Origin of the sequence: Thermoanaerobacter uzonensis DSM 18761 (assembly GCF_900129115.1) — a bacterium.
In the GTDB taxonomy this organism is placed as follows: Bacteria; Bacillota; Thermoanaerobacteria; order Thermoanaerobacterales; family Thermoanaerobacteraceae; genus Thermoanaerobacter; species Thermoanaerobacter uzonensis.
This window is the reverse complement of the sequence record NZ_FQUR01000008.1, coordinates 178,156-199,649: the sequence shown is the minus strand read 5'-3', so window position 1 is coordinate 199,649 and position 21,494 is coordinate 178,156. Positions and strand designations below refer to the sequence as shown.

General features: G+C 32.0%; 23 protein-coding genes. All 23 read left to right on the top strand.

Annotated elements, in window-relative coordinates:
• Nucleotides 1-639 precede the first annotated feature (639 nt).
• The 23 genes from BUB32_RS04290 (at nt 640) to spoVAC (ending at nt 21,480) form a co-directional block, all read left to right on the top strand.
• Nucleotides 640-1,227, top strand: a complete 588-nt coding sequence (locus tag BUB32_RS04290; protein WP_072967751.1) for a hypothetical protein — start codon at nt 640-642, stop codon at nt 1,225-1,227.
• 9 nt (nt 1,228-1,236) lie between these two features.
• Nucleotides 1,237-3,099, top strand: coding sequence for a 1-deoxy-D-xylulose-5-phosphate synthase (gene dxs / locus BUB32_RS04285; RefSeq protein WP_072967749.1), 1,863 nt, complete (start codon nt 1,237-1,239; stop codon nt 3,097-3,099).
• A gap of 2 nt (nt 3,100-3,101) precedes the next feature.
• Nucleotides 3,102-3,902, top strand: a complete 801-nt coding sequence (locus BUB32_RS04280; RefSeq protein WP_072967747.1) for a TlyA family RNA methyltransferase — start codon at nt 3,102-3,104, stop codon at nt 3,900-3,902.
• 58 nt (nt 3,903-3,960) lie between these two features.
• Nucleotides 3,961-4,812 (top strand): NAD(+)/NADH kinase, encoded by an 852-nt coding sequence (locus BUB32_RS04275; RefSeq protein WP_072967745.1) that lies wholly within the window; start codon nt 3,961-3,963, stop codon nt 4,810-4,812.
• A 24-nt stretch (nt 4,813-4,836) separates the two neighbouring features.
• A complete protein-coding gene (locus tag BUB32_RS04270) occupies nt 4,837-5,292 on the top strand; it encodes an arginine repressor (protein ID WP_042832968.1) in 456 nt (151 codons plus the stop codon).
• Between the two features lie 17 nt (nt 5,293-5,309).
• Nucleotides 5,310-7,010, top strand: a complete 1,701-nt coding sequence (gene recN / locus BUB32_RS04265; RefSeq protein ID WP_072967743.1) for a DNA repair protein RecN — start codon at nt 5,310-5,312, stop codon at nt 7,008-7,010.
• A gap of 118 nt (nt 7,011-7,128) precedes the next feature.
• Nucleotides 7,129-8,442, top strand: a complete 1,314-nt coding sequence (spoIVB, locus tag BUB32_RS04260; RefSeq protein ID WP_072967740.1) for a SpoIVB peptidase — start codon at nt 7,129-7,131, stop codon at nt 8,440-8,442.
• Nucleotides 8,443-8,525: 83 nt separating this feature from the next.
• Complete coding sequence (spo0A, locus tag BUB32_RS04255) at nt 8,526-9,308, top strand: sporulation transcription factor Spo0A (RefSeq protein WP_072967738.1); 783 nt, start codon at nt 8,526-8,528, stop codon at nt 9,306-9,308.
• Nucleotides 9,309-9,515: 207 nt separating this feature from the next.
• Nucleotides 9,516-10,637, top strand: coding sequence for a putative cytokinetic ring protein SteA (gene steA / locus BUB32_RS04250; RefSeq protein WP_072967736.1), 1,122 nt, complete (start codon nt 9,516-9,518; stop codon nt 10,635-10,637).
• An 11-nt stretch (nt 10,638-10,648) separates the two neighbouring features.
• A complete protein-coding gene (locus BUB32_RS04245; RefSeq protein WP_042832972.1) occupies nt 10,649-11,575 on the top strand; it encodes a copper transporter in 927 nt (308 codons plus the stop codon).
• A 10-nt stretch (nt 11,576-11,585) separates the two neighbouring features.
• Nucleotides 11,586-12,284, top strand: a complete 699-nt coding sequence (locus BUB32_RS04240; protein WP_072967734.1) for a glycosyltransferase family 2 protein — start codon at nt 11,586-11,588, stop codon at nt 12,282-12,284.
• A complete protein-coding gene (locus BUB32_RS04235; RefSeq protein WP_072967732.1) occupies nt 12,284-13,096 on the top strand; it encodes a UDP-N-acetylmuramyl pentapeptide phosphotransferase in 813 nt (270 codons plus the stop codon). Before BUB32_RS04240 ends, BUB32_RS04235 begins: the two co-directional genes overlap by 1 nt.
• A 1-nt stretch (nt 13,097) precedes the next feature.
• On the top strand, nt 13,098-14,174 hold the full coding sequence (locus BUB32_RS04230; RefSeq protein ID WP_072967730.1) for a DUF3866 family protein: 1,077 nt from the start codon (nt 13,098-13,100) through the stop codon (nt 14,172-14,174).
• A 174-nt stretch (nt 14,175-14,348) separates the two neighbouring features.
• Nucleotides 14,349-14,888: an NUDIX hydrolase gene (locus tag BUB32_RS04225; protein ID WP_072967728.1), complete on the top strand. Its 540-nt coding sequence runs from the start codon at nt 14,349-14,351 to the stop codon at nt 14,886-14,888.
• Nucleotides 14,885-16,057 carry an endonuclease Q family protein gene (locus tag BUB32_RS04220; protein ID WP_072967726.1) on the top strand — a complete coding sequence of 391 codons (1,173 nt, stop codon included), beginning with the start codon at nt 14,885-14,887 and terminating at the stop codon, nt 16,055-16,057. The genes BUB32_RS04225 and BUB32_RS04220 overlap by 4 nt, the downstream gene beginning before the upstream one ends.
• A gap of 67 nt (nt 16,058-16,124) precedes the next feature.
• Entirely contained in the window at nt 16,125-16,748 is a 624-nt protein-coding gene (gene spoIIM / locus BUB32_RS04215) for a stage II sporulation protein M (RefSeq protein WP_072967724.1), read from the top strand.
• Nucleotides 16,749-16,831: 83 nt separating this feature from the next.
• A complete protein-coding gene (locus BUB32_RS04210; protein WP_072967723.1) occupies nt 16,832-17,704 on the top strand; it encodes a site-specific tyrosine recombinase in 873 nt (290 codons plus the stop codon).
• A 64-nt stretch (nt 17,705-17,768) separates the two neighbouring features.
• Nucleotides 17,769-18,914, top strand: a complete 1,146-nt coding sequence (locus BUB32_RS04205) for a D-alanyl-D-alanine carboxypeptidase family protein (protein ID WP_072967721.1) — start codon at nt 17,769-17,771, stop codon at nt 18,912-18,914.
• 115 nt (nt 18,915-19,029) lie between these two features.
• Nucleotides 19,030-19,365 (top strand): anti-sigma F factor antagonist, encoded by a 336-nt coding sequence (gene spoIIAA, locus BUB32_RS04200; RefSeq protein ID WP_072967719.1) that lies wholly within the window; start codon nt 19,030-19,032, stop codon nt 19,363-19,365.
• Nucleotides 19,366-19,378: 13 nt separating this feature from the next.
• The gene (gene spoIIAB, locus BUB32_RS04195) at nt 19,379-19,810 is read left to right on the top strand and encodes an anti-sigma F factor (RefSeq protein ID WP_072967717.1); all 432 of its coding nucleotides are present in this window, start codon (nt 19,379-19,381) and stop codon (nt 19,808-19,810) included.
• A gap of 9 nt (nt 19,811-19,819) precedes the next feature.
• Entirely contained in the window at nt 19,820-20,560 is a 741-nt protein-coding gene (gene sigF / locus BUB32_RS04190; RefSeq protein WP_072967715.1) for an RNA polymerase sporulation sigma factor SigF, read from the top strand.
• 61 nt (nt 20,561-20,621) lie between these two features.
• Nucleotides 20,622-20,981 carry a dodecin family protein gene (locus tag BUB32_RS12940; RefSeq protein ID WP_200773848.1) on the top strand — a complete coding sequence of 120 codons (360 nt, stop codon included), beginning with the start codon at nt 20,622-20,624 and terminating at the stop codon, nt 20,979-20,981.
• 52 nt (nt 20,982-21,033) lie between these two features.
• Nucleotides 21,034-21,480 (top strand): stage V sporulation protein AC, encoded by a 447-nt coding sequence (gene spoVAC / locus BUB32_RS04180; RefSeq protein ID WP_072967713.1) that lies wholly within the window; start codon nt 21,034-21,036, stop codon nt 21,478-21,480.
• Nucleotides 21,481-21,494: the final 14 nt, after the last annotated feature.

Here is a 21,494-nt window from a genome sequence, read left to right as displayed (position 1 = left end):
TATAATTAAAATACCTTGAAAAGAAAGGCAAAGTGGTGCAGTATCCTAGTCAGAGGCGCTAATCCCGAAGACGGGCCTAAAAATCCGTCAAGGGCACATCGATGAAGTTCCTGGTGCTGGCTTTCAACGCCCAGTTGGGGGCTGGTGCTGGGAGTTAAGGAGGGGGGGCGATCCACAATGGCATGTGGGCGTTGACCCTTCCTCCGCGGAGACCTACTTGCGTGGCTTTTACGGGCTACGGGGTAGGATGAACCTGTCTCGCGGCCATAAAGCTGCGGACAGTGTAGCCTGCCTTGAGTGATTCGGGTGGATATCAGTTGTAAGCCATAATTCAAAGAGCTCTTGAATTACTGGCTATTGCTGATGAAACCCGAATTGCAAAAGAGGATAGGGGTTGGTTCCTCTGTTGAGGAAAACTCCTAGGCTGCGTCTTGTCGGGCGGCATATTGGGGATTACGGTGCGGACTAAGTGGTAGTCCAGTCTTACCTTTGGTGACAAGGTAAAAGCGGGCTTAAAGGGGAACCGCTGAACGGCGACGTTCAGTGCTCGCTTGGGAAATCCTACTGGACCTAAGCCGCAAAGTTTACCCAATATGCTACCACTTTGCCTCTATAATATTAGGAGGTCTTTTTTTTATTATGAAAAATAAAAATATAAATACGAATTATAAGTGGATTTTACATATAACTATTATAACCTTTTTTCTTGCCACCGTATTAAATTTTTTTTCTGATATTGCATTAAAAAAAAGCAATCTCTTTGTAGCCTTTTGTATTCTTGGTTTTATAGTGTTAATTGGTGTGGTTTTTGATATAATAGGTATAGCAGTAATTTCAGGTAGAGAAGAACCTTTTCATGCAATGGCAGCTAAAAAAGTATTTGGAGCAAAGGAAGGCATAAAACTTCTTAGAAATGCTAATATGGTGGCTAATTTTTGTAATGACGTAGTAGGAGATATTTCTGGAATTGTTTCTGGTGCTGCTCTGATGGCAATAATTGTAAAATTAGCTTTTGAGGGGCCCGAAGGTTCTCTTTATACTGCGATTTTAGGAGGTTTATTATCTGCCATTACAATTGGAGGAAAAGCTATTGGTAAAAATATAGGTATAGCTAAAAGCCAGTCCATTGTTTATACAGTTGCTGTAATTCTTGCTTGGATAGAAAAAAACATGGGTATAAAAATTTTGCCAGATTATAAGAATAATAAAAGGAAAAAAAGAAAGTGAGGGTTTTAAATGCTTGAGCAAATTGATAGTCCTTATGATTTAAGAAAATTAGACAAAAAGGACTTTTCACTGCTTTGCGAAGAAATACGACAGTTTTTAGTAGAAAAGGTATCTAAAACAGGTGGACATTTAGCTTCAAATCTTGGAATCGTTGAGCTTACAGTTGCACTTCACTATGTTTTTAATTCGCCAGTTGACAAAATAATCTGGGATGTAGGGCATCAATGCTATGTGCATAAAATGCTTACAGGTAGGAAAGACCAGTTTGATACTTTGAGGAAATTCAATGGCCTTTCTGGTTATATTAAAAGAGCGGAAAGTGTGCATGATATATTTGGAGCAGGTCACAGTAGCACCTCTATATCTGCAGCATTGGGTATCGCCACAGCAAGAGATTTAAAGGGTGAAAAATATTCTGTTGTAGCGGTAATCGGTGATGGAGCTTTGACAGGTGGCATGGCTCTTGAAGCGTTAAATAATGCAGGAAGGTCTAAAACGGATTTGATTGTCGTGCTAAATCACAATGAGATGTCTATTTCGGAAAACGTAGGTAGCTTATCTTTGTATTTAAGTAAACTTAGAACTGATCCTACCTATAATAAATTAAAACAAGAGGTTGATAATTTACTCAATATTGTACCTCCAATAGGGAAAAGTCTTCATAAATACATTGAAAGGATAAAAGATTCTGTAAAACAGTTATTAGTGCCAGGAATGTTTTTTGAAGAGATGGGTTTTACATATTTAGGACCTATTGACGGACATGATGTTGATAGCCTTATAGAGGTTTTAGAAAGAGCGAAGAAAATAAAAGGACCTATTTTAGTACATGTTATCACAAAAAAAGGCAAAGGATATAAATTTGCAGAAAAATTTCCTGATAAGTTTCATTCTGCAGCTCCTTTTGACATACAAACAGGTAAGTTTGTAAATGAGGGGCAGGCGACTTATTCTGATGTATTTGGAAAGACTCTTACTGAAATGGCATTAAAAGATGACAAAATTGTTGCAATAACTGCTGCCATGCCAGAGGGAACAGGGCTTATTCATTTTGCAAAATTGATTCCTGAAAGATTTTTTGATGTAGGAATAGCAGAGCAGCATGCTACTACCTTTGCCGCAGGAATGGCAGTACAAGGATATAAACCTTATTTTGCAGTGTATTCTACCTTTTTACAAAGAGCTTATGACCAGCTTATACACGATGTATGTATACAAAAATTACCTGTTGTTTTTGCAATTGATAGAGCGGGAATTGTAGGAGAGGATGGAGAAACTCATCAAGGAGTTTTTGACCTATCTTATTTAAGGCCAATTCCTAATATAGCGATTATGTCTCCCAAAGATGCAAATGAATTAGTTGAAATGGTTAAATTATCAAGGACTCTTGACTTCCCTGTTGCCATAAGGTATCCAAGGGGAAAAGTAGGAGAATTTGATATTACAAAAGAATGCAGTATAGAGTTTGGAAAAGCAGAGTTAGTATCTGAGGGAACAGAAATAGCAATTTTTGCATTAGGAAGAATGGTAGGGAAGGTGTTAGAAGCGAAAGAGATTTTAAAAGCTTCTGATTTACAACCATTTATTGTAAATTTGAGATTTGTCAAACCTTTAGATGAAGAGCTGATCTTGGATATCTCAAACAAAGTTAAATTTATTGTTACAGTGGAAGACAATGTAATAGCTGGTGGTGTTGGAAACGCTATACTAGAGCTTTTAAATTTGAAAGGAATTTACAAACCAGTTTTATGCTTAGGATTTCCTGATAAATTTATAGAACATGGAGATGTAGAAAGCTTGTTTAAAAAATACAATTTAGATGCCGAGTCTATCGCAAATACTATACTACAAAAATATAAGGAAATGAGGTAAATATGGCTTCAAAAAAAGAAAGATTGGATGTATTGCTTGTTCAAAAAGGCCTTTTCTCCTCAAGAGAAAAAGCAAAAGCTTCTATTATGGCAGGAGAAGTATATGTTGATGGCAAGAAAATTGAAAAAGCTGGAGAGTTTGTCAACACAGAATCTTCAATTGAAGTAAAAACTAATTCTTTGCCTTATGTCAGTAGAGGTGGGCTAAAGTTACAAAAAGCTATAGAAACATTTAATATTAATGTAACTGGCAAGATTGCCTTAGACATTGGAGCTTCCACAGGAGGTTTTACTGACTGCCTTTTAAAACACGGTGCTTTGAAAGTATATGCTGTAGATGTAGGATACGGGCAATTGGATTGGAGTTTAAGAAATGACCCTCGTGTCATAAATATGGAAAAGACTAATATAAGATTTTTAGAGACATTGCCTGAAATAGTGGACATGATCACAATAGATGTTTCTTTTATCTCCCTTGAACTTGTTATACCTTCTGCAGATAAATTTTTAAAACCAGAGGGAGATTTGATAGCTTTAATAAAACCTCAATTTGAAGCAGGGAGAGAAAAAGTAGGTAAAAAAGGTGTCGTGAGAGACCCTGCCGTTCATAGGGAAGTGATTGAAAAAATTGTGAGTTTGTTTCAAAAGTTTAACTACGGTATAATAGGTATTACCTATTCTCCTATAAAAGGGGCAGAAGGCAATATAGAATATTTAATTTGCGGAAAAAAGGGAATTGGAAAACAACATAATTTTGACATTACGAAAATTGTAGAAGAGGCTTTTAAAAATTTGAACAAATAAAATCTTTAGCAGGAAAATTTGTTTTTTTGTAGAATATGATAAATGTGGTGATATTATAATGAAAAAAGTCGGTGTAATTCCAAATATTAATAAAGATAAAGACTTAGAAGTGACAAAATCTGTAGTAAAATGGCTATTGGAGCATAGTTCTGAACCATATCTTAACGAAATAGTTGCGTCTAAAATGGGTTATGATGAATACGGTAGAAAATCTACAGATATATATGGTAAATGCGACTTTATAATTGCCTTGGGTGGAGATGGTACTATTTTAAATGTTGCAAGGCTCTGTGCGCCTTTTGACACGCCTATTTTCGCCGTAAATTTAGGTCATCTTGGATTTCTTACGGAAGTAGATGTAAATGAGGTGTTTGTTTCTTTAGATAAAATATATAAAGGAGAATATACAGTAGAAAAAAGGATGATGCTAGAGGCAAATGTAGTTAAAAATGATATGGAGATTATTAATTTTAGAGCTTTAAATGATATTGTCATTACAAGAGGAGCTTTTTCAAGAATGGCTCGTATTAATGCCTATGTCAATAATAACTATGTAGATACTTATTTAGCAGATGGAGTAATAATTGCAACTCCTACTGGTTCAACTGCTTATTCACTTTCAGCAGGGGGGCCTATTGTATATCCTACAGTAGAAGTTATAATAATAACACCTATCTGTCCACATACTTTATATTCAAGATCTATAATAGTTTCACCAGATGATGTCATCAGGTTGGAAATAAGCGAAGAGAATCAAGATTTAATGATAACAACCGACGGACAACAGGGATATAAACTTGATTATAGAGATATAATTTACATTAAAAAGAGCAATGAATATACCAATCTTATAAAAGTAAAAAATACCAATTTTTTTGACTTATTGAGGGACAAACTTACAGAAAGATAAAAATTAAAAGAGGTGAAGATTAATATGATGAAAATAGCTCGACACGCAAAAATTCTTGAAATAATCTCTGAAAAAGAAATTGAAACACAGGAAGAGTTAGCAGCTGAACTTCAAAAACAAGGTATTGATGTGACTCAAGCGACTGTGTCAAGAGATATAAAAGAATTGAGACTGATAAAAGTTTTAACAGAGGATGGAAAAAGATATAAATACGCCCCGATGGGAAAAGTAGACAGCCATATTACAGATAGACTAATGACTTTATTGTCTGAGTCTATAGTGAGCGTTGATTATGCCGGAAATATCATAGTCATAAAAACGTTATCAGGCACAGCTCCTGCAGCAGCAGAGGCCATTGATACATTAAATTGGAAGAATATAGTAGGTACATTAGCGGGAGATAATACTATTTTTGTTTTAGTAAGAAATGAAGAAACTCTTCAAGAATTATTAGAAAAGTTCAAAAAGTTGGTTAAGTGATTTTTGGGGGTTTTGCTATGCTTTTAGCACTTAGCATCCAAAACGTTGCACTCATTGACAAGGTAGAATTACAATTCAAAGAAGGATTCAATGTATTAACTGGAGAGACAGGGGCAGGGAAATCTATAGTTATTGATTCGGTTTTGCTGCTTTTAGGTAGTCGAGCCAGCAGAGATATAATACGTACTGGTGAAGAAAAAGCTATCGTTGAGGGAATATTTTTTGTGGATTCCAATAAGGATAAAATCGTAGAAATTTTGGAAGAAGTAGGTTTGAGTTTAGAAGAAGATGATACTTTGATAATAAATAGAGAAATTACAAGCAGTGGAAGAAGTTATTGTAGGATAAATGGTAGAATAGTGCCTCTTTCTTTTTTGAGTAAAATAGGTGCTTTCTTGGTAGATATTTTAGGCCAACATGAGCATCAGTTCCTTTTAGACAATACTAAACATCTTTCTATTTTAGATAATTTTGGAGACCAAGAGTTTAAAACTTTAAAAAAAAGATTTAAGGAGCTGTTAGAAGAATATAACAAGATACAAAAAGAGATTTCAGCTTTTTTTAAAGATGAAAAAGAAAAAAATGAAACAATTGACCTTTTAAAGTATCAAATTGAAGAGATTGAAAAGGCGAATTTAAGTGTAGAAGAAGAGAGTCAGTTGGTGGAAAAAAGAAATTTGCTGATGAATTTCGAAAAATTATTTACTGCTATGAATTCTAGTTACAAAATTTTGTACGAAGGTAGTGGGAGCTTTTCTGTTTTAGATAATTTACATATTGCAATTAAAAATTTAGAAACTGCTCTTTCTATAGATGAAAAGCTAAAAAGTTTAAAAGATAAGCTGGAGAATATTCTCTATGAATTGGAGGATTGTGCCTTACAGATACGGGATTACTTGAATAGTTTAGATTTTAACCAGCAAAGTTTAGAGGAAATAGAAATACGATTAGATCAAATAAATTCCTTGAAAAGAAAATATGGACCTACAATACAGCATGTTTTAGAATTTAAAGAAAATAAAAAAAGGGAATTAGAGGATATATTAAATTTTGAAGAAAAGCAACGAGAATTGAAGCTTAAGCAGCAAAAGTTATGGGAAAAAATTTTAGAAGTTGGTGAAGTATTACATCTCAAAAGGAAGCAAATAGCAGACAATATAGAAAAAAATATAAATCAAATTTTGGGTGAACTTAATATGCCAAATGCTTATTTTAAAGTGAATATAGAAAAAATAGAAGAACCTACTGAAACAGGATTTGATAAAATTGAATTTTTAATTTCTACAAATAGAGGAGAGCCTTTGAAGCCTTTATCTAAAATTGCTTCTGGTGGCGAGCTTTCGAGAATTATGCTGGCGTTAAAAACTATTCTTGCTTCCGCAGATGGAATTTCCACTTTGATTTTCGACGAAGTTGATACAGGAATAAGCGGGAAAACTGCCCAATTAGTAGCTGAAAAAATGGCATATCTTTCCAAAAAACTTCAATTGATTTGTGTTACTCACCTGCCTCAAATTGCCTCTATGGCAGATACACATTATCGAATTTCCAAAATTGCAAAAAATGAAAGAACTTACATAAATGTGGAAAAACTTGACTATCAAGGCAAAATAAATGAATTAGCTCGTATTATGGGAGGATCGCGTGTTACTCAGACTACTTTAGAACATTCAAAAGAATTATTAGATATTGCATCTCAATTTAAAAGCAAAATTTAATATTTTAGTTTAATCTCACTTCCTTTTACTATCGGATAATATATTGACAGTATATAAAACTTTAAAAAAGGTTAAGTTAATTTTAGATTAAATAAGCCGCAAAAAAGGAAGTGAGAAAATGACAAAAAATACAATAAGATTATTACTTTTTATATCCTTAAGCTTTTTTTTAGTATTTGCAAATTATTTTACTCCTATACAGGATATAGCAAAAACCCCCTCAAGTTTTAAATTTTTTCAAGGGGAAAAAGTTAATTATAACTTTAATATACCAATAAAAGTAAGTTTTCAAGCTGATAAAAAAGGTTTTTTAAAAATTAATGATACAGAAGATAAAAATGTTTTAAATTTGAAAAAACCTATTACTATTGAAGCAGTAAACACCGGTACAGTAAATTTGGATTTTAAGCTATTTGGAATATTTCCTTTAAAGCATATTAGTGTTGACATTGTTCCGACCATAAAAGTAGTACCCGGCGGTCAAGCGATAGGGGTTAAGTTAAATACAAAGGGAGCATTAGTAGTAGGTTACTCAGATATAATGGGAGAGGACGGCAAAATTTATAGTCCTTATAAGCAAGGTAAAATACAGATAGGAGATATAATATTAGAAGTCAACGGCAGGGAAATAAAGCAAGCAGAAGATATTACACAAATTGCAAATGAATTACAGGGAAAAGCCTTAAAGTTAAAAATAAATAGAAAAAATCATATTTTTTATACTACCATTTATCCTATAAAGTCAAAAGAAGATAGACAATACAGAATAGGTCTTTGGGTGAGAGACCACACTGCTGGTATAGGTACTTTAACCTTTTATTATCCTGCTACCAAGATGTATGGAGCTTTAGGTCATGCTATAACTGATATAGACACTGGTCATATGTTATCAATAGAAAATGGAGAGATTATGAATTCTCGAATTACTTCTATTGACCAGGGAAGAAGAAGTAAACCTGGGGAATTAAAAGGGATTTTTTTAGAAGAAGTTGATACAATAGGTAATATATTAAAAAATACTGAATTTGGAATTTACGGAAATATGTATGAAGATTTTAAGAACGATTTGTATGGAGAGATTCCCATAGCGTATCAAAGCCAAATAAAAGAAGGGCCAGCTAAAATATTGGCTACCATTGACAATACAGGCATACAGCAATTTGATATTGATATTATAAAAAAAGTGTATCAAGAAACTCCTAGTTCTAAAAGCATGATAATTAAAATAGTTGATAAGAATTTATTAAAAAAGACTGGAGGTATAATACAGGGTATGAGCGGGAGCCCTATTATACAAGATGGGAAACTGGTAGGAGCAGTTACTCACGTTTTTGTTAATGACCCTACAAAAGGATATGCTGTTTATGCAGAATGGATGATCGATGAAATGAATAGTCTACTTAATAATAAGCAAGTCTTTACAAATAATTAAAATTTTTTGGGAAAAAGAAGGAAATTCAAATATTATGTAGAATAAATATTATATACTAATATTAGCAATGGGAGGTTAAATAATTGGTTAAGAAGATTAGAGTAGGAATAGCAGATGATAACAAAGAGTTTGCAACTATTTTAGCTGAGTATTTATCTACTCAAGAAAATATTGAAATGGTAGGTGTTGCCAATGATGGCAACCAAGCGATTGAACTCATTAAAAATCAATCGCCAGATTTGTTAATTTTAGATATTATAATGCCCTATTTAGATGGCATTGGTGTTTTGGAAAAGATAAATGAAGAACAATTAAAAAAGCCCAAAATTTTAGTTTTATCTGCAGTAGGCCAAGAAAAAATAACTCAACGTGCTATTAAATTAGGAGCAGATTATTATATTTTAAAACCTTTTGATTTAGCTATGTTGTCAAAAAGGATTTCTGAGCTTATGGAACCTGAATTAGATGTAGTATCAAAGACTGTTTTTCCTGTGGTAAAAGCGAAGAAAAATTATGACCTTGAAGCAATGATTACAGAAATTATTCATGAGGTAGGAGTACCAGCTCATATAAAAGGCTATATGTATCTAAGAGATGCTATTTCTCTTGTTATTAGCAATATGGAATATTTAAATTCTGTAACTAAAATGTTATATCCTAAAATTGCTGAAAAGTACAATACTACTCCTAGCAGAGTAGAAAGAGCTATAAGGCATGCAATAGAAGTTGCGTGGAACAGGGGTAAAACAGAAGTTTTAAATGAACTTTTTGGATATACTATAAATGACGAAAAAGGTAAACCGACAAATTCCGAATTTATTGCGCTTATTGCTGATAAATTGAGGTTGGGGATGAAAGCAGGGTAAAAGGGGCAGATACCTGCTTTCTCTTTTTTAACCTCCCATTTAAAATATGATAAACATAAAACAAAGTAATAAATCCTTCCATTTGTTGAAAGTTCAACAAGTGGAAGGATTTTTATATAACTGAGTAAAATGACTTTTTATTTCATGTAAAAATTTTTTATGCTATAATAATAAACAATGGGATGTTACTTTATGGAGGAAGCTTGTATGCAAATAACAGGAACAATTAAAATGGATAAAAGAACTAAAAATTTAGTGAAAAGATTAAATCCTGGAGAAATAGCTATAATTGATCATAGAGATATAGATGAAGTGGCTGCTGAATCTTTAGTTGAAAAAAAAGTATTGGCAGTCATAAATGCTGATAAATCTATAAGTGGCAGATATCCTAACATAGGACCTTCTATCTTGTGTGAGGCGGGAATTCCAATTATTGACGATGTAGGAAAAGACATTTTTGATTTATTGAAAGAAAATGACAAAATAACTATAATGGATAATGAAATATATAAAGACGGTGTGTTTATAAAAAGAGGGAAACTTCTTACAAAAGACGTTATAAACTATAAATTGCAGGAAAGCCGCGAAAACATAGGTGTTGAATTGGATAAATTTATTGAAAATACATTGGAATATGCAAAAAAAGAAAAATATTTTATTCTAGGGGGGGTTGAATTACCCAATATTAAAACGCGCTTTAAAAATAGACATGCTCTTGTAGTCGTTAGAGGAAAGGATTACAAAGAAGATTTATTTACAATAAAACAGTATATCAACGATGTAAAACCTATTTTAATAGGAGTAGATGGAGGGGCAGATGCTCTTTTAGAGTTTGGGCTTATTCCTGACATAGTCATTGGAGATATGGACAGTGTAAGTGATGAAGCTTTAAAAAAGGCTCGAGAAATCGTAGTTCATGCTTATCCCGACGGAAGAGCACCTGGCTTGGAAAGAGTAACAGCATTAGGTCTTAAAGCAGAAATTTTTAAGGCCCCAGGTACAAGTGAAGATATAGCTATGCTTTTGGCTTTTGAAAAAGGTGCTGACTTAATTGTTGCGGTAGGGACCCATTCCAGCATGATTGATTTTCTGGAAAAAGGGAGAAAAGGAATGTCCAGCACTTTTTTAGTGCGATTAAAAGTAGGAGAAAAATTAATCGATGCTAAAGGAGTAAATAAACTGTACAGGGAAACTTTCAAAATTTCTTATATATTTAGCATTATACTAGCAGCTTTGATTCCTCTTGGAGTAATAGCGTATTTTTCTCCACCTATGCAACAGTTATTAAAGCTATTGCAACTTAGAATTCGTCTTTTAATCGGATTTTGAGGAGGATTTTTATGAATATAAATATTAAATACTATGTTTTAACAATTGCTTCTATTTTTATTGCTTTAGGAATTGGTATTTTTATAGGTTTTATGTTAGATGGGCAAAAGGTTTTTTCAGAGCAACAAACCGCAATTATAAACGAGTTAGAACAAAAATTTAAGGATTTACAAACAGAAAATAACAATTTAAAAAACACTGTTCAAGAGTTAAATAAACAGATAGGGTATTATAATCAATATCATCAAATTATTTTTCCTGAGTTAGTAGCTGATAAGTTAAGTGGAGTTAAGGTAGCAATTATTGAAACTACAAATGAGTTTATATATTCTGGCATGAGAAATGCTCTTTTAAAGGCAGGAGCTACTATTGAGTCAATTACTGTTATAAAAGACAGCTTTAATACTGGCAATGAATTAGAAGTGGAAAATTTAGTAAATTTTCTTTCTAATAAATATGGAGTTACAATAGACGAAAAACATCTGAATGAGTTCGTAGCTTCGAAATTAGCGAATGCAATTGTAACTGGTCAGGATGTGGACCTTATTAATTATTTAAAGACAAATGGTTATATAGATTTTACAGGAATTCCAGGTAATACAGATTTTGTAATTATAGCTGGAGGAAGTAATAATAAGGACTATAATGTAGTTTCTATAGATATTCCTATAATAAAACAAGTGAAACTACTTAATGTTCCTATTGTAGGTGTTGAACAAAGTGATGCTAAATATTCCTATATTGATGCTTATAAAAAACAGCATATTTCCACAATAGATAATGTGGAGGATATAATAGGGCAAACGTCACTTATAATGGTAATGGAAGGCAAAGAAGGCAATTATGGAGTTAAGCCAAGTGCGATGAGTTTAATGCCAGATTCTTTTATAAAGGCTGACAATTCTACTCATAATTCCGCTGCTAATTCTAAAAAGTGAGGGTAGACAGATGAATAAAAAAGTTAGTGTATTGATACCTGCTTACAATGAAGAAGAAAGAATAATTGATACCATAAAAGGATTAAAAGATGTTGAAGAAATTGATGAAGTCATCGTAATAAATGATGGCTCAACTGATAGTACTGCTGAAAAGGCAAGAAAAGCAGGAGCTAAAATAGTCAATATGAAGAGAAATGTTGGCAAAGGAACAGCTTTAAAAGAAGGTTTAAAATATACAAAAAATGACGTGATAGTTTTTTTAGATGCAGATGTAGGTCTTTCGTCACGAGAAGTCAAAAAACTTATATTGCCTGTTCTTGAGGGAAAAGCAGATGTTACAATTGCTAAGTTTCCAAAGACAAATATAAAAGCTGGATTTGGCTTTGTTAAAACTTTAGCCAGAAAAGGAGTAAAATACTTTACAGGATATGAAATTGAATCTGTCTTGTCAGGTCAAAGGGCTTTTAAAAAAGAGGTTTTAGAGAGTTTAAAAACTTTTTATAAAGGTTTTGGAATAGAAGTTGGTATGACAATAGATATATTAAAGAAAGGGTTTAAAATAAAAGAAGTAGAAGTGAATATGACACACTCTGTTACAGGGAGAAACTTGAAAGGCTTTCTGCACAGAGGTAAGCAGTTTTGGGATATACTAAAAGTATTAGTGTATAAGTTGTTTTCAAAGAATATTAGAGAAGAGCAGGTGAGATAGTGTTTTGGGCTAAAATATTAATTCCTTTAATAATGACAGTTATAACAAAAAAGCTTTTTTATAGCATTATTAACAAGCCTTTGTGTTTGAAAGAAAACTATAAAAAAGTTATGATACCTGTTTGTGGTGGTATTGTATTTGTTCCTGCTTTATTTGTGTCAATTGTAATCCTCAATTTATTTGGAGTTAGAATAGAATATCAAGAGATAATTTTATTGAGCTTATCACTGATTTCTTTTGTCGGTTTTATAGATGATGTATTAGGAGACAGAAGTGTAAGAGGGCTAAAGGGTCATATAACTATGCTTTTAAAAGGAAAGCCTACTACAGGCAGTTTAAAGGCTTTATCAGGAGTTTTAATTGCTTTTTTTATAAGTTTTAATGTTGGGAAAAATAATATAGAGGAATTGATAATAAATACCTTGATAATCGCACTTTTTACAAATTTTTTAAACCTTGTAGACTTGCGACCTGGAAGATGTGGAAAAATTTTTTTAGCTATTTCTTTGATTTTTTTAATAATTGGAAAGGCTCATCTCTATTTCTTGATATTACTTACTCTGATTCTTTTAGTGTATTTGCCAGAGGATTTAAAATCAAATGTGATGATGGGAGATACTGGATCAAATGTTTTAGGAATGTCTTTGGGAATAAGCAGTATTCTTATTTTTGATTTATATAACAAGTTGATAATATTGGCATTGCTAATTTTATTACATATTTTTACAGAAAAATATTCTTTGACTGCTTTAATCGAAAAAAATAAATTTTTAAATTACCTCGATATGTTAGGAAGAAAAGGAGAAAGATAAGGTGATTAGTGTTTATTTAGCTAAGGTAAGTAAAATTGTGTCACAAAGAGAGGGTATAACTGTTGTAGAGGTTGAGTCAGAGGGAGAAAAGGTATTAGCTTTAAATTATGACGATGTAACTGGGAAAATAGAAGTAGGAGATAAAGTTTATGTAAACCGAACTGCTCGCCTTTTAAATCTTGGAACAGGGGGCTATGACTTTATAGTTGTAAATCTCAAATACCCTAAATACGATGCTATAGGAAATGGGCATATTATGAAATTAAGATATACACCTTTTCAAATAAATGTGTTAGCAATGGAGGAGCAAAACAATCCTTATCATACTGCTTTTGAAGAGTTCGAAAGTTTAGAAGATTTGCCTGTAATAGTTGGAGAACTTCACAGTATGGTAGCACCTGTAGCCTTAGTGTTAAAAAGTACAAATCCTAACCTTAAAATTACGTATGTGATGACAGATGGAGGATGTCTGCCTATTAGTTTCAGCAATACAGTTTTTGAGCTTAAAAAGAGGGGAATAATAGATAAAACAGTTACAATTGGACATGCTTTTGGAGGAGATTATGAGTGTGTAAATATTTATACTGCTTTGATAGGTGCAAAGGAAGTGTTAAAAGCAGATGTTGTTATAGTAGCAATGGGACCAGGAATAATTGGCACAGGAACCAAATATGGGTTTTCAGGGGTAGAACAAGCCCATATAATAGATGCTACAAATAAATTAGGAGGTAAGCCTGTACTTATCCCAAGAATTGGGTTTAATGATAAAAGGCAGAGACATCAAGGGATTAGTCACCATACTATAACTGTTTTAGAGCTGTGTAACAGTTCCTGTGTTTTGACTTTTCCTACAATGGAAGAAGAAAAAGAAAAAATAATAAAGGAGCAGATAAATTCAAATCCTGTATTTTCGCGATATAAAATAGAATTTATTGAAGCTGAAATTATAAGAAAATACATAGAAGAATCTGGGCTTAACTTATCAACAATGGGAAGAAATTATGAAAGTGAGCCAGACTTTTTTAATGCTTGCGGAGCTGCAGCCCTTTATGTGTCGTCTAAATTAGTGCGAAACTGATTTGATTACTTCTCCTAAAGTTTTGTATTTTTTATTTAGTTCCTTTAATAAAAATAATAGTGTGGAAAATTTTCCAGCATAATAAAGAGTGTTTCCCACTATAATCATTTTTCTCACCTCATTTCTATAGTATGTATTTATTGTTAAAATTATACATAGAAAGGAAGATGAATTTTGGAACAAAAAGAAGTTACAGTTAACACCAACAAGATTTTTGAAGGGAAAATAATAAATTTAAGAGTAGATGAGGTAAAACTGCCTAATGGAAAAGTTACTACGCGAGAAATAGTTGAGCATCCTGGCGGCGTATCCATAGTAGCAGTTAATGAAGAAGGAAAGATTTTATTAGTCAAACAATATAGAAAACCTGCAGAGGAGTCTTTATTAGAAATACCGGCAGGAAAATTAGAAAAGGGTGAAGACCCTTTGATTTGTGCTAAAAGAGAGTTATTAGAAGAGACAGGTTATGAAGCAGGTTTTATAAAGCATTTGATTACTTTTTATACCACTCCCGGTTTTTCTAATGAAAAAATGTATTTGTATTTTGCAAAAGATTTAAAAAAATACACTGCTCAACCTGATGAGGATGAATTTTTAGAAGTATATGAATATACTCCAGAGGAATTGTGGGAAATGATTTTACAAAATCAAATAAAAGATTCTAAAACGATAATTGGAATTTTATATTATTTAAAAATGAGGAATAGTTTATGAGATTTTACGGGGATTTGCATGTTCATGTTGCAAGGAGTATAAAAGGAGCTCCTGTAAAAATTGCGGCCTCAAAAAATTTAACTGTTTTAAATATATTAGAAAAAAGTATATTAAAAGGAATTGATATAGTTGGCATTGTAGATGGCGCTTCTCCGCTTATTTTGGAGGAGCTAAAAGAATATATACAAGAAGGAATACTATTCTCCCTTGAAGAAGGAGGGCTTAGGTATAAAAATAAAGTTACTTTGATTTTAGGCAGTGAAATAGAAATTGGCAAAGAGGAAAAGGGTTCTCCTCATTTAATATGTTATTTTAGAGATATTGAGAGTATTTCGTTGTTTTCTCAAGAAATTTCTAAATACGTTAAAAATATAAATCTAAGTTCTCAGCGAGTAAATCTTACAAGTGTACAGGCTGTTGAAATCGCAGAAAAATACAGCGGGATTGTGATTCCTGCCCATGTTTTTACTCCCTTTAAAAGTTACTATGGCAGTTCTACTGATAGGCTTAAATATGTCTTTAAAGATTTTTATCAATATATTTATGGAGTGGAATTGGGCCTTAGTGCAGACTCTGATATGGCTGATCAGATTGAGGAGTTGCAAAATAAAACTTTTCTTTCCAATTCAGATGCCCATTCTTTAGAAAAAATAGGCAGAGAGTTTAATGTTTTTGATATAAAAGATGCAAATTTTGAAGAGATTTTGTTGGCTATAAAAAGAGAAAAAGGAAGAGAAATTGTAAGAAATTATGGCCTAAATCCTAAATTAGGGAAATACCACAGAACTTTTTGCTTGGATTGTGGTTATATTGCGAAGGAAGAATCTCCTGTAAAAAAATGCTTAAAATGTGGAAGTTCAAATATAGTTTTAGGTGTAAAGGATAGAATAAAGCAAATTAAAGATTATGATACAAAACATCCTCCTTTTAGACCTTTATATGTCTATCAAATTCCCCTAGAATTTATTCCTAATATTGGAGGTAAGACTATCGAAAAATTGGTGAATTACTTTGGAAGTGAATTGTATGCTTTGCATCATGCACCTTATGAAGAATTAGAGAAAGTGATAGGAACTTCAAAGGCATTAAATATTTTAAGAGGAAGAGAAGGGAAACTGGATGTTTTAGCGGGAGGAGGAGGAATATACGGCAAAGTTACTATCACTTAAAAGGAATATTGTCCCCTTTTGAATCATAAATTTAAATTAGCTTTATAAAAAATAGGGGGCAATATTCTTGAAGTTTTTAAAAGGAAATCTTTATTTGCATATTAAAAATAATTTTTTATTGTATGTGTTAGCTGTAATGTGTTTAATGATAGGAATAGCAGCAGGATCTTTTACTGTTAATAACCTCACTGACATACAGATGGAGCAAATAATAGGATATATTTCAAAATTTTATAAAATTGCAAAATCTGTAGACTTGAATTCTGCCCAAATTTTTAAACAATCCCTTCTAAATAATTTTGTTACTGTTTTTGTTTTATGGATTTTAGGAGCTACAATTATAGGGATTCCTTTTATATTTTTGCTTGCGGGGATAAGAGGATTTATTTTAGGATTTTCTATTGGAGTTTTGATAAAAGAATTTGAAATAAAAGGTATATTACTCGTATTGATGGGAATTTTACCTCAAAATGTTTTTATTTTATCAGGAATCTTGTTTATATCTGTAACAGCTATTAATTTTTCTTTATATCTTTTGAAAAATCGCAAATTTCATTTTGAAGAATTAATATCGCAATTTGTTTCTTATACTTTTATGGTATATGCAGGATTTTTAGTTATATTAATAGGCTGTTTGATAGAATCTTATCTTTCACCTTATATATTACTTTTGCCGATTTTTTCACCATAAAAGAAGGAAAATGACGATTTATGTTGAATATTTATAATTAAATGGATCTATTATAAAAAATCAAGATTGTAGGGGTAAAGAATATGTTAAATAATGTGGTTGGGGAGTTTTTGGATTTTTTAAAAAAGAACAAAAAATTGTCAAATAACACTCTTGAATCTTATAACAGAGACATAAAACAATTTTTAAATTACCTTGAAGAAATCGAATTTGAATATTATAATGTCAAAAAATCGACAATATTAAATTATCTTTATTACTTGAAGAAAAAAGGAAAATCACAAGCAACTGTTTCGCGAAATCTTTCTTCTCTTAAAGCCTTTTATCATTATCTATTTATGAAAAAGAAAATAGAAGAAGACCCAACATACATGATTAATACCCCGAAAGTAGAAAAAAAGCCGCCTGCTACTTTAACAGTTGAACAGGTAGATATGTTACTTTCACTAGATTTTGGTGATGATGAAAAAGGAATTAGAGATAAAGCTCTTATTGAACTTATGTATGCTACAGGACTTAAAGTCTCCGAAGTTATTTCTTTAAAATTAGAAGATGTGAATCTCTCTTATGGCTATGTAGTTATTCGCTCTAATAAAGAGAGAGTTATTCCAATAGGTTCTCATGCAATTGAGGCTTTAAAAAATTATATTGAAAAAGGAAGAAAAACAAAAAATGGAGAAAATACTCTTTTTTTAAATTTGCGAGGAGAAAAACTCACAAGACAAGGCTGTTGGAAAATAATAAGAGAATACACTGATAAAATTAATCCTGGTTTTCCTGTTACTCCAAATACGCTAAGACAATCTTTTGCACAGCATATGCTTCAAAATGGTGCAGATATTCGAGCTGTTCAAGAAATGTTAGGTTATCAAACGGATTTAAACGCAAATTTACTTTCTTTAATTTCAAAGTCAAAAATAAAAGAAGTTTATAATAAATTTCACCCTCGTGCTTAAAATTTTAAAAAGTATAATATTTACCCTCCAGCGCAAAATAAATAGTGATGAGGAGGGTGATTTTATGTTTAAAAGGCTTTTAACATTATTAGTGAGTGTGATACTAGCTATTTCTTTTGTCTTAAATGGCACAGTATATGCTGATACATTAAATTTAAAGTCAAAATCTGCTATTTTGATAGAGGCTAATACTGGACAAATTCTTTATGAAAAAGATATCCATAAGCCCTTGCCGCCTGCCAGTGTTACCAAAGTAATGACTCTTTTACTGGCGATTGAAGCAATAGATTCTGGTAAAATTAAAATAACAGATAAAGTTGTCACAAGTAAACATGCCTTTGATATGGGAGGTACACAAATATATTTAGAAGTAGGAGAGGAAATGACAGTAGATGATTTAATGAAGGCTATAGCGATGAATTCGGCAAACGATGCTTCTGTTGCTTTAGCTGAATATATTGCGGGTACAGAGGAAAATTTTGTTGAAATGATGAATAAAAGGGCTAAAGAATTGGGAGCAAAAAATACTACTTTTAAAAATGCAACTGGACTACCTGAGGAAGGGCACTTGACAAGCGTATATGATATTGCAATGATTTCAAGGGAATTAGTAAAGCACGAGAGCATATTTAAATATTTAACCAATAAATTAGATTCTTTAAGAAATGGGAAATTTAGTCTCATAAATACTAATAAATTACTATGGCGATATAAAGGAGCAGATGGTATTAAAACAGGATCTACATCGGAAGCACTTTATTGTATGGCAGCAACAGCTAAAAGGGGAGATACAAGGCTAATAGCGGTGGTGTTCGGAGCACCTGATTCTGAGACGAGGTTTAGTGAAGCGGCTAAATTATTAGATTATGGATTTGCTAATTATGAAAGTGTAAAAGTAGCTTCAAAAGGGCAAAGCTTTGGCAATGTTAAAGTTTTAAAAGGGAAAAAGCAGGCTGTTAGTGTTGTGTGCCGCGATGATGAGTATATACTGATTAAAAAAGGAGAAGGTAAAAATATAAAAACAGAGGTGGAGCTAAAGAATGCTGTATTAGCTCCTCTAGCCAAAGAGGTCCCAATAGGTACTGTAAAAATAACACAGGATGGCAAGATTATAAAGACATTTAACATATATCCTCAGGAAACAGTAGAAAAAGCGAACTTTTTTGAAAATCTCAATAAAGTTTTTATTGGTTGGCTAAAATATGAGTAATTTACTTTAAGCACTAAACAGTAGTTTAGTGCTTTTTTATATTTTTTAGAAAAATATCACAAAAAAGGAGGAATTTTAAAATTTATATCGAATATAATAGGGGGAGGTTGATAAAATGAGAGTAAAATTTGCAAAAAAAGGGGATGCTTTGATAGCCAAAATTGAAGGTGAGTTAGATCATCATGTGGCGGAGAGTATAAAAAGTGTTATTGATGAAGAGTATGAAAAAAAGTTGTGTAAAAATTTAATTTTTGATTTTAAAAATGTAAATTTTATGGATAGTTCAGGAATTGGCGTTATAATAGGAAGATATAAAAAAATTAAAGAGAATAATGGCAAGGTAGCTATAGTAAATGCCAATAAACAATTACATAAAATTATTGAAGTTTCTGGATTGTTGCGTATAATTAAATGTTATAATGACATTGAAGAAGCCTTAAAGGAAATATAGAAGGGGGATTATCATGGAATATACAAACATGATGGAGTTAAAATTTTTAAGTAAGTCGCAAAATGAGTCTTTTGCAAGGACTGTTGTTGCAGCTTTTGCTGCTCAACTAGATCCGACAATTGAAGAAATTGCAGATATAAAAACTGCTGTTTCAGAAGCAGTTACTAACTGCATAATTCACGGATATGAGAATAAAATCGGCATCATTACCATTAAAGCTTTTATTTCAGGTAACAAAATAACAATTGAAGTTATAGATGAGGGAAAAGGGATTGACGATATTGAGAAAGCCATGCAACCTCTTTTTACTACTCGCTTAGAAGAAGAGCGAGCAGGAATGGGCTTTACTGTCATGCAGACCTTTATGGATGAATTGGAAGTTGAATCAACTCCAGGAAAGGGAACTCTTGTTCGAATGATAAAGTATATAAGGCCTGATAAATGAGGTGACCTTATGAAAGAAGGGAATTTTGAAAAAAGTGATGAGAATTTGAAATTGATAAGAGCGGCACAAAAAAATGATAAAGAAAGCTTGGAAAAATTAATTTTAGAAAATAGTGGTCTTATTTGGAGTATTGTTAAAAAGTTTTCTAATAGAGGGTATGAATTGGAGGATTTATATCAAATAGGCTGTATAGGTTTTGTAAAGGCGATTCAAAAATTTGATGAGTCTTACAATGTAAAATTGTCAACCTATGCAGTACCTATAATAATCGGAGAAATTAAGAGATTTATAAGAGATGATGGATTAATAAAAGTGAGTCGTTCTTTAAAAGAGCTTTCTACAAAAGCTTTTTATGTGAAAGAGATTTTAAGCAATGAATTAAATAGAGAACCAACTATTAATGAAATTGCTGAAAGATTAAATGTAAGTCCTGAAGAAATTGCGATGGCTTTTGAATCGTCTGCTACTGCTGAGTCATTATATGACAATATAACTCATGACGAAGATGACAGACTTTTAATTGAAATGGTGAGTGAAGAGGAAAAAGAAGTTGATATAGACGATAAATTAGCTTTACAAATGGTTATAAATAAACTTAAACCAAGAGAAAAACAGATAATATTTTTGAGATATTTTAAGGATATGACCCAAATGGAAGTAGCAAACATTTTAGGAATTTCACAAGTGCAAGTATCAAGACTCGAAAAAAAAGTTTTACAAAAACTAAGAAAAGAATTGGAAGAAGTGTAGTATTTTAACGTAAATACTACACTTTTTTTGAATTAATTTTGCTTATTTTCACATACTAATAATGGCTGGTGAAATGAAAATGAAAAAGATGTTAATTATAATCGTGGCAATATTGCTAATTTTTACTGTTAGCTATTTTTATATGCACAAAACCAATAAAAAAATACCTGACAGTGCTGATTTGGTATATAAGGGAGGAGGAAAAAGTATGGCAGTTGTTAAAGTTTTAAATGTAGTAGGAGATTCAACAGTGAGCTGGGAAGATGCAATACACAAAGCTGTAGAAGAAGCAGCTAAGTCTATTGACAATATATCAGGAATTGAAGTTGTCAATCAAACAGCTAATGTAAAAAATGGCAAAATAGTAGAATATAAAGCTAATATACAAATAGCTTATAGAGCAGATAAAGAATTAGATTGAAAATAAATGAGCACCGTCTATGGTGCTCTTCTCATAAGAAAGGGTGAAATTAATGGAAAGGGATGTAAAAAAAGAGCAAGAGTATAAAAATATAGCACAGAAATATGAGCCTAAACCTACTTTGCTTAAAAACGTAGTAATGGCTTTTGTGGTAGGAGGATTGATAAGCGACATAGGGCAGTTCTTTTTAAATTTTTACCTAACAAGAGGTTATTCTATGCAAGATGCCAATACTCTTGTATCAATTACTATGGTATTTCTTGGGGCTTTTTTAACTGGAATTGGGGTCTATGATGATATAGGGAAGTTTGCAGGGGCAGGTTCTATAGTGCCAATAACAGGTTTTGCAAATTCTATTGTGTCACCGGCAATGGAGTTTAAAAGGGAAGGTTTTGTTTTTGGAGCAGCAGCAAAGATGTTTACAATTGCAGGACCTGTTATTGTATATGGTGTCAGTACTTCAATTATTATAGGCTTAATATATTATTTTTTGAAGTAAAAGGGGAAGTTAGA

Coding starts and splice junctions, on each gene's coding strand:
- BUB32_RS04290 (WP_072967751.1), top strand. CDS start 640: ATGAAAAATAAAAATATAAATACGAATTATAAGTGGATTTTACATATA.
- dxs (WP_072967749.1), top strand. CDS start 1,237: ATGCTTGAGCAAATTGATAGTCCTTATGATTTAAGAAAATTAGACAAA.
- BUB32_RS04280 (WP_072967747.1), top strand. CDS start 3,102: ATGGCTTCAAAAAAAGAAAGATTGGATGTATTGCTTGTTCAAAAAGGC.
- BUB32_RS04275 (WP_072967745.1), top strand. CDS start 3,961: ATGAAAAAAGTCGGTGTAATTCCAAATATTAATAAAGATAAAGACTTA.
- BUB32_RS04270 (WP_042832968.1), top strand. CDS start 4,837: ATGATGAAAATAGCTCGACACGCAAAAATTCTTGAAATAATCTCTGAA.
- recN (WP_072967743.1), top strand. CDS start 5,310: ATGCTTTTAGCACTTAGCATCCAAAACGTTGCACTCATTGACAAGGTA.
- spoIVB (WP_072967740.1), top strand. CDS start 7,129: ATGACAAAAAATACAATAAGATTATTACTTTTTATATCCTTAAGCTTT.
- steA (WP_072967736.1), top strand. CDS start 9,516: ATGCAAATAACAGGAACAATTAAAATGGATAAAAGAACTAAAAATTTA.
- BUB32_RS04245 (WP_042832972.1), top strand. CDS start 10,649: ATGAATATAAATATTAAATACTATGTTTTAACAATTGCTTCTATTTTT.
- BUB32_RS04240 (WP_072967734.1), top strand. CDS start 11,586: ATGAATAAAAAAGTTAGTGTATTGATACCTGCTTACAATGAAGAAGAA.
- BUB32_RS04220 (WP_072967726.1), top strand. CDS start 14,885: ATGAGATTTTACGGGGATTTGCATGTTCATGTTGCAAGGAGTATAAAA.
- BUB32_RS04210 (WP_072967723.1), top strand. CDS start 16,832: ATGTTAAATAATGTGGTTGGGGAGTTTTTGGATTTTTTAAAAAAGAAC.
- BUB32_RS04205 (WP_072967721.1), top strand. CDS start 17,769: ATGTTTAAAAGGCTTTTAACATTATTAGTGAGTGTGATACTAGCTATT.
- spoIIAA (WP_072967719.1), top strand. CDS start 19,030: ATGAGAGTAAAATTTGCAAAAAAAGGGGATGCTTTGATAGCCAAAATT.
- spoIIAB (WP_072967717.1), top strand. CDS start 19,379: ATGGAATATACAAACATGATGGAGTTAAAATTTTTAAGTAAGTCGCAA.
- sigF (WP_072967715.1), top strand. CDS start 19,820: ATGAAAGAAGGGAATTTTGAAAAAAGTGATGAGAATTTGAAATTGATA.
- BUB32_RS12940 (WP_200773848.1), top strand. CDS start 20,622: ATGGCTGGTGAAATGAAAATGAAAAAGATGTTAATTATAATCGTGGCA.
- spoVAC (WP_072967713.1), top strand. CDS start 21,034: ATGGAAAGGGATGTAAAAAAAGAGCAAGAGTATAAAAATATAGCACAG.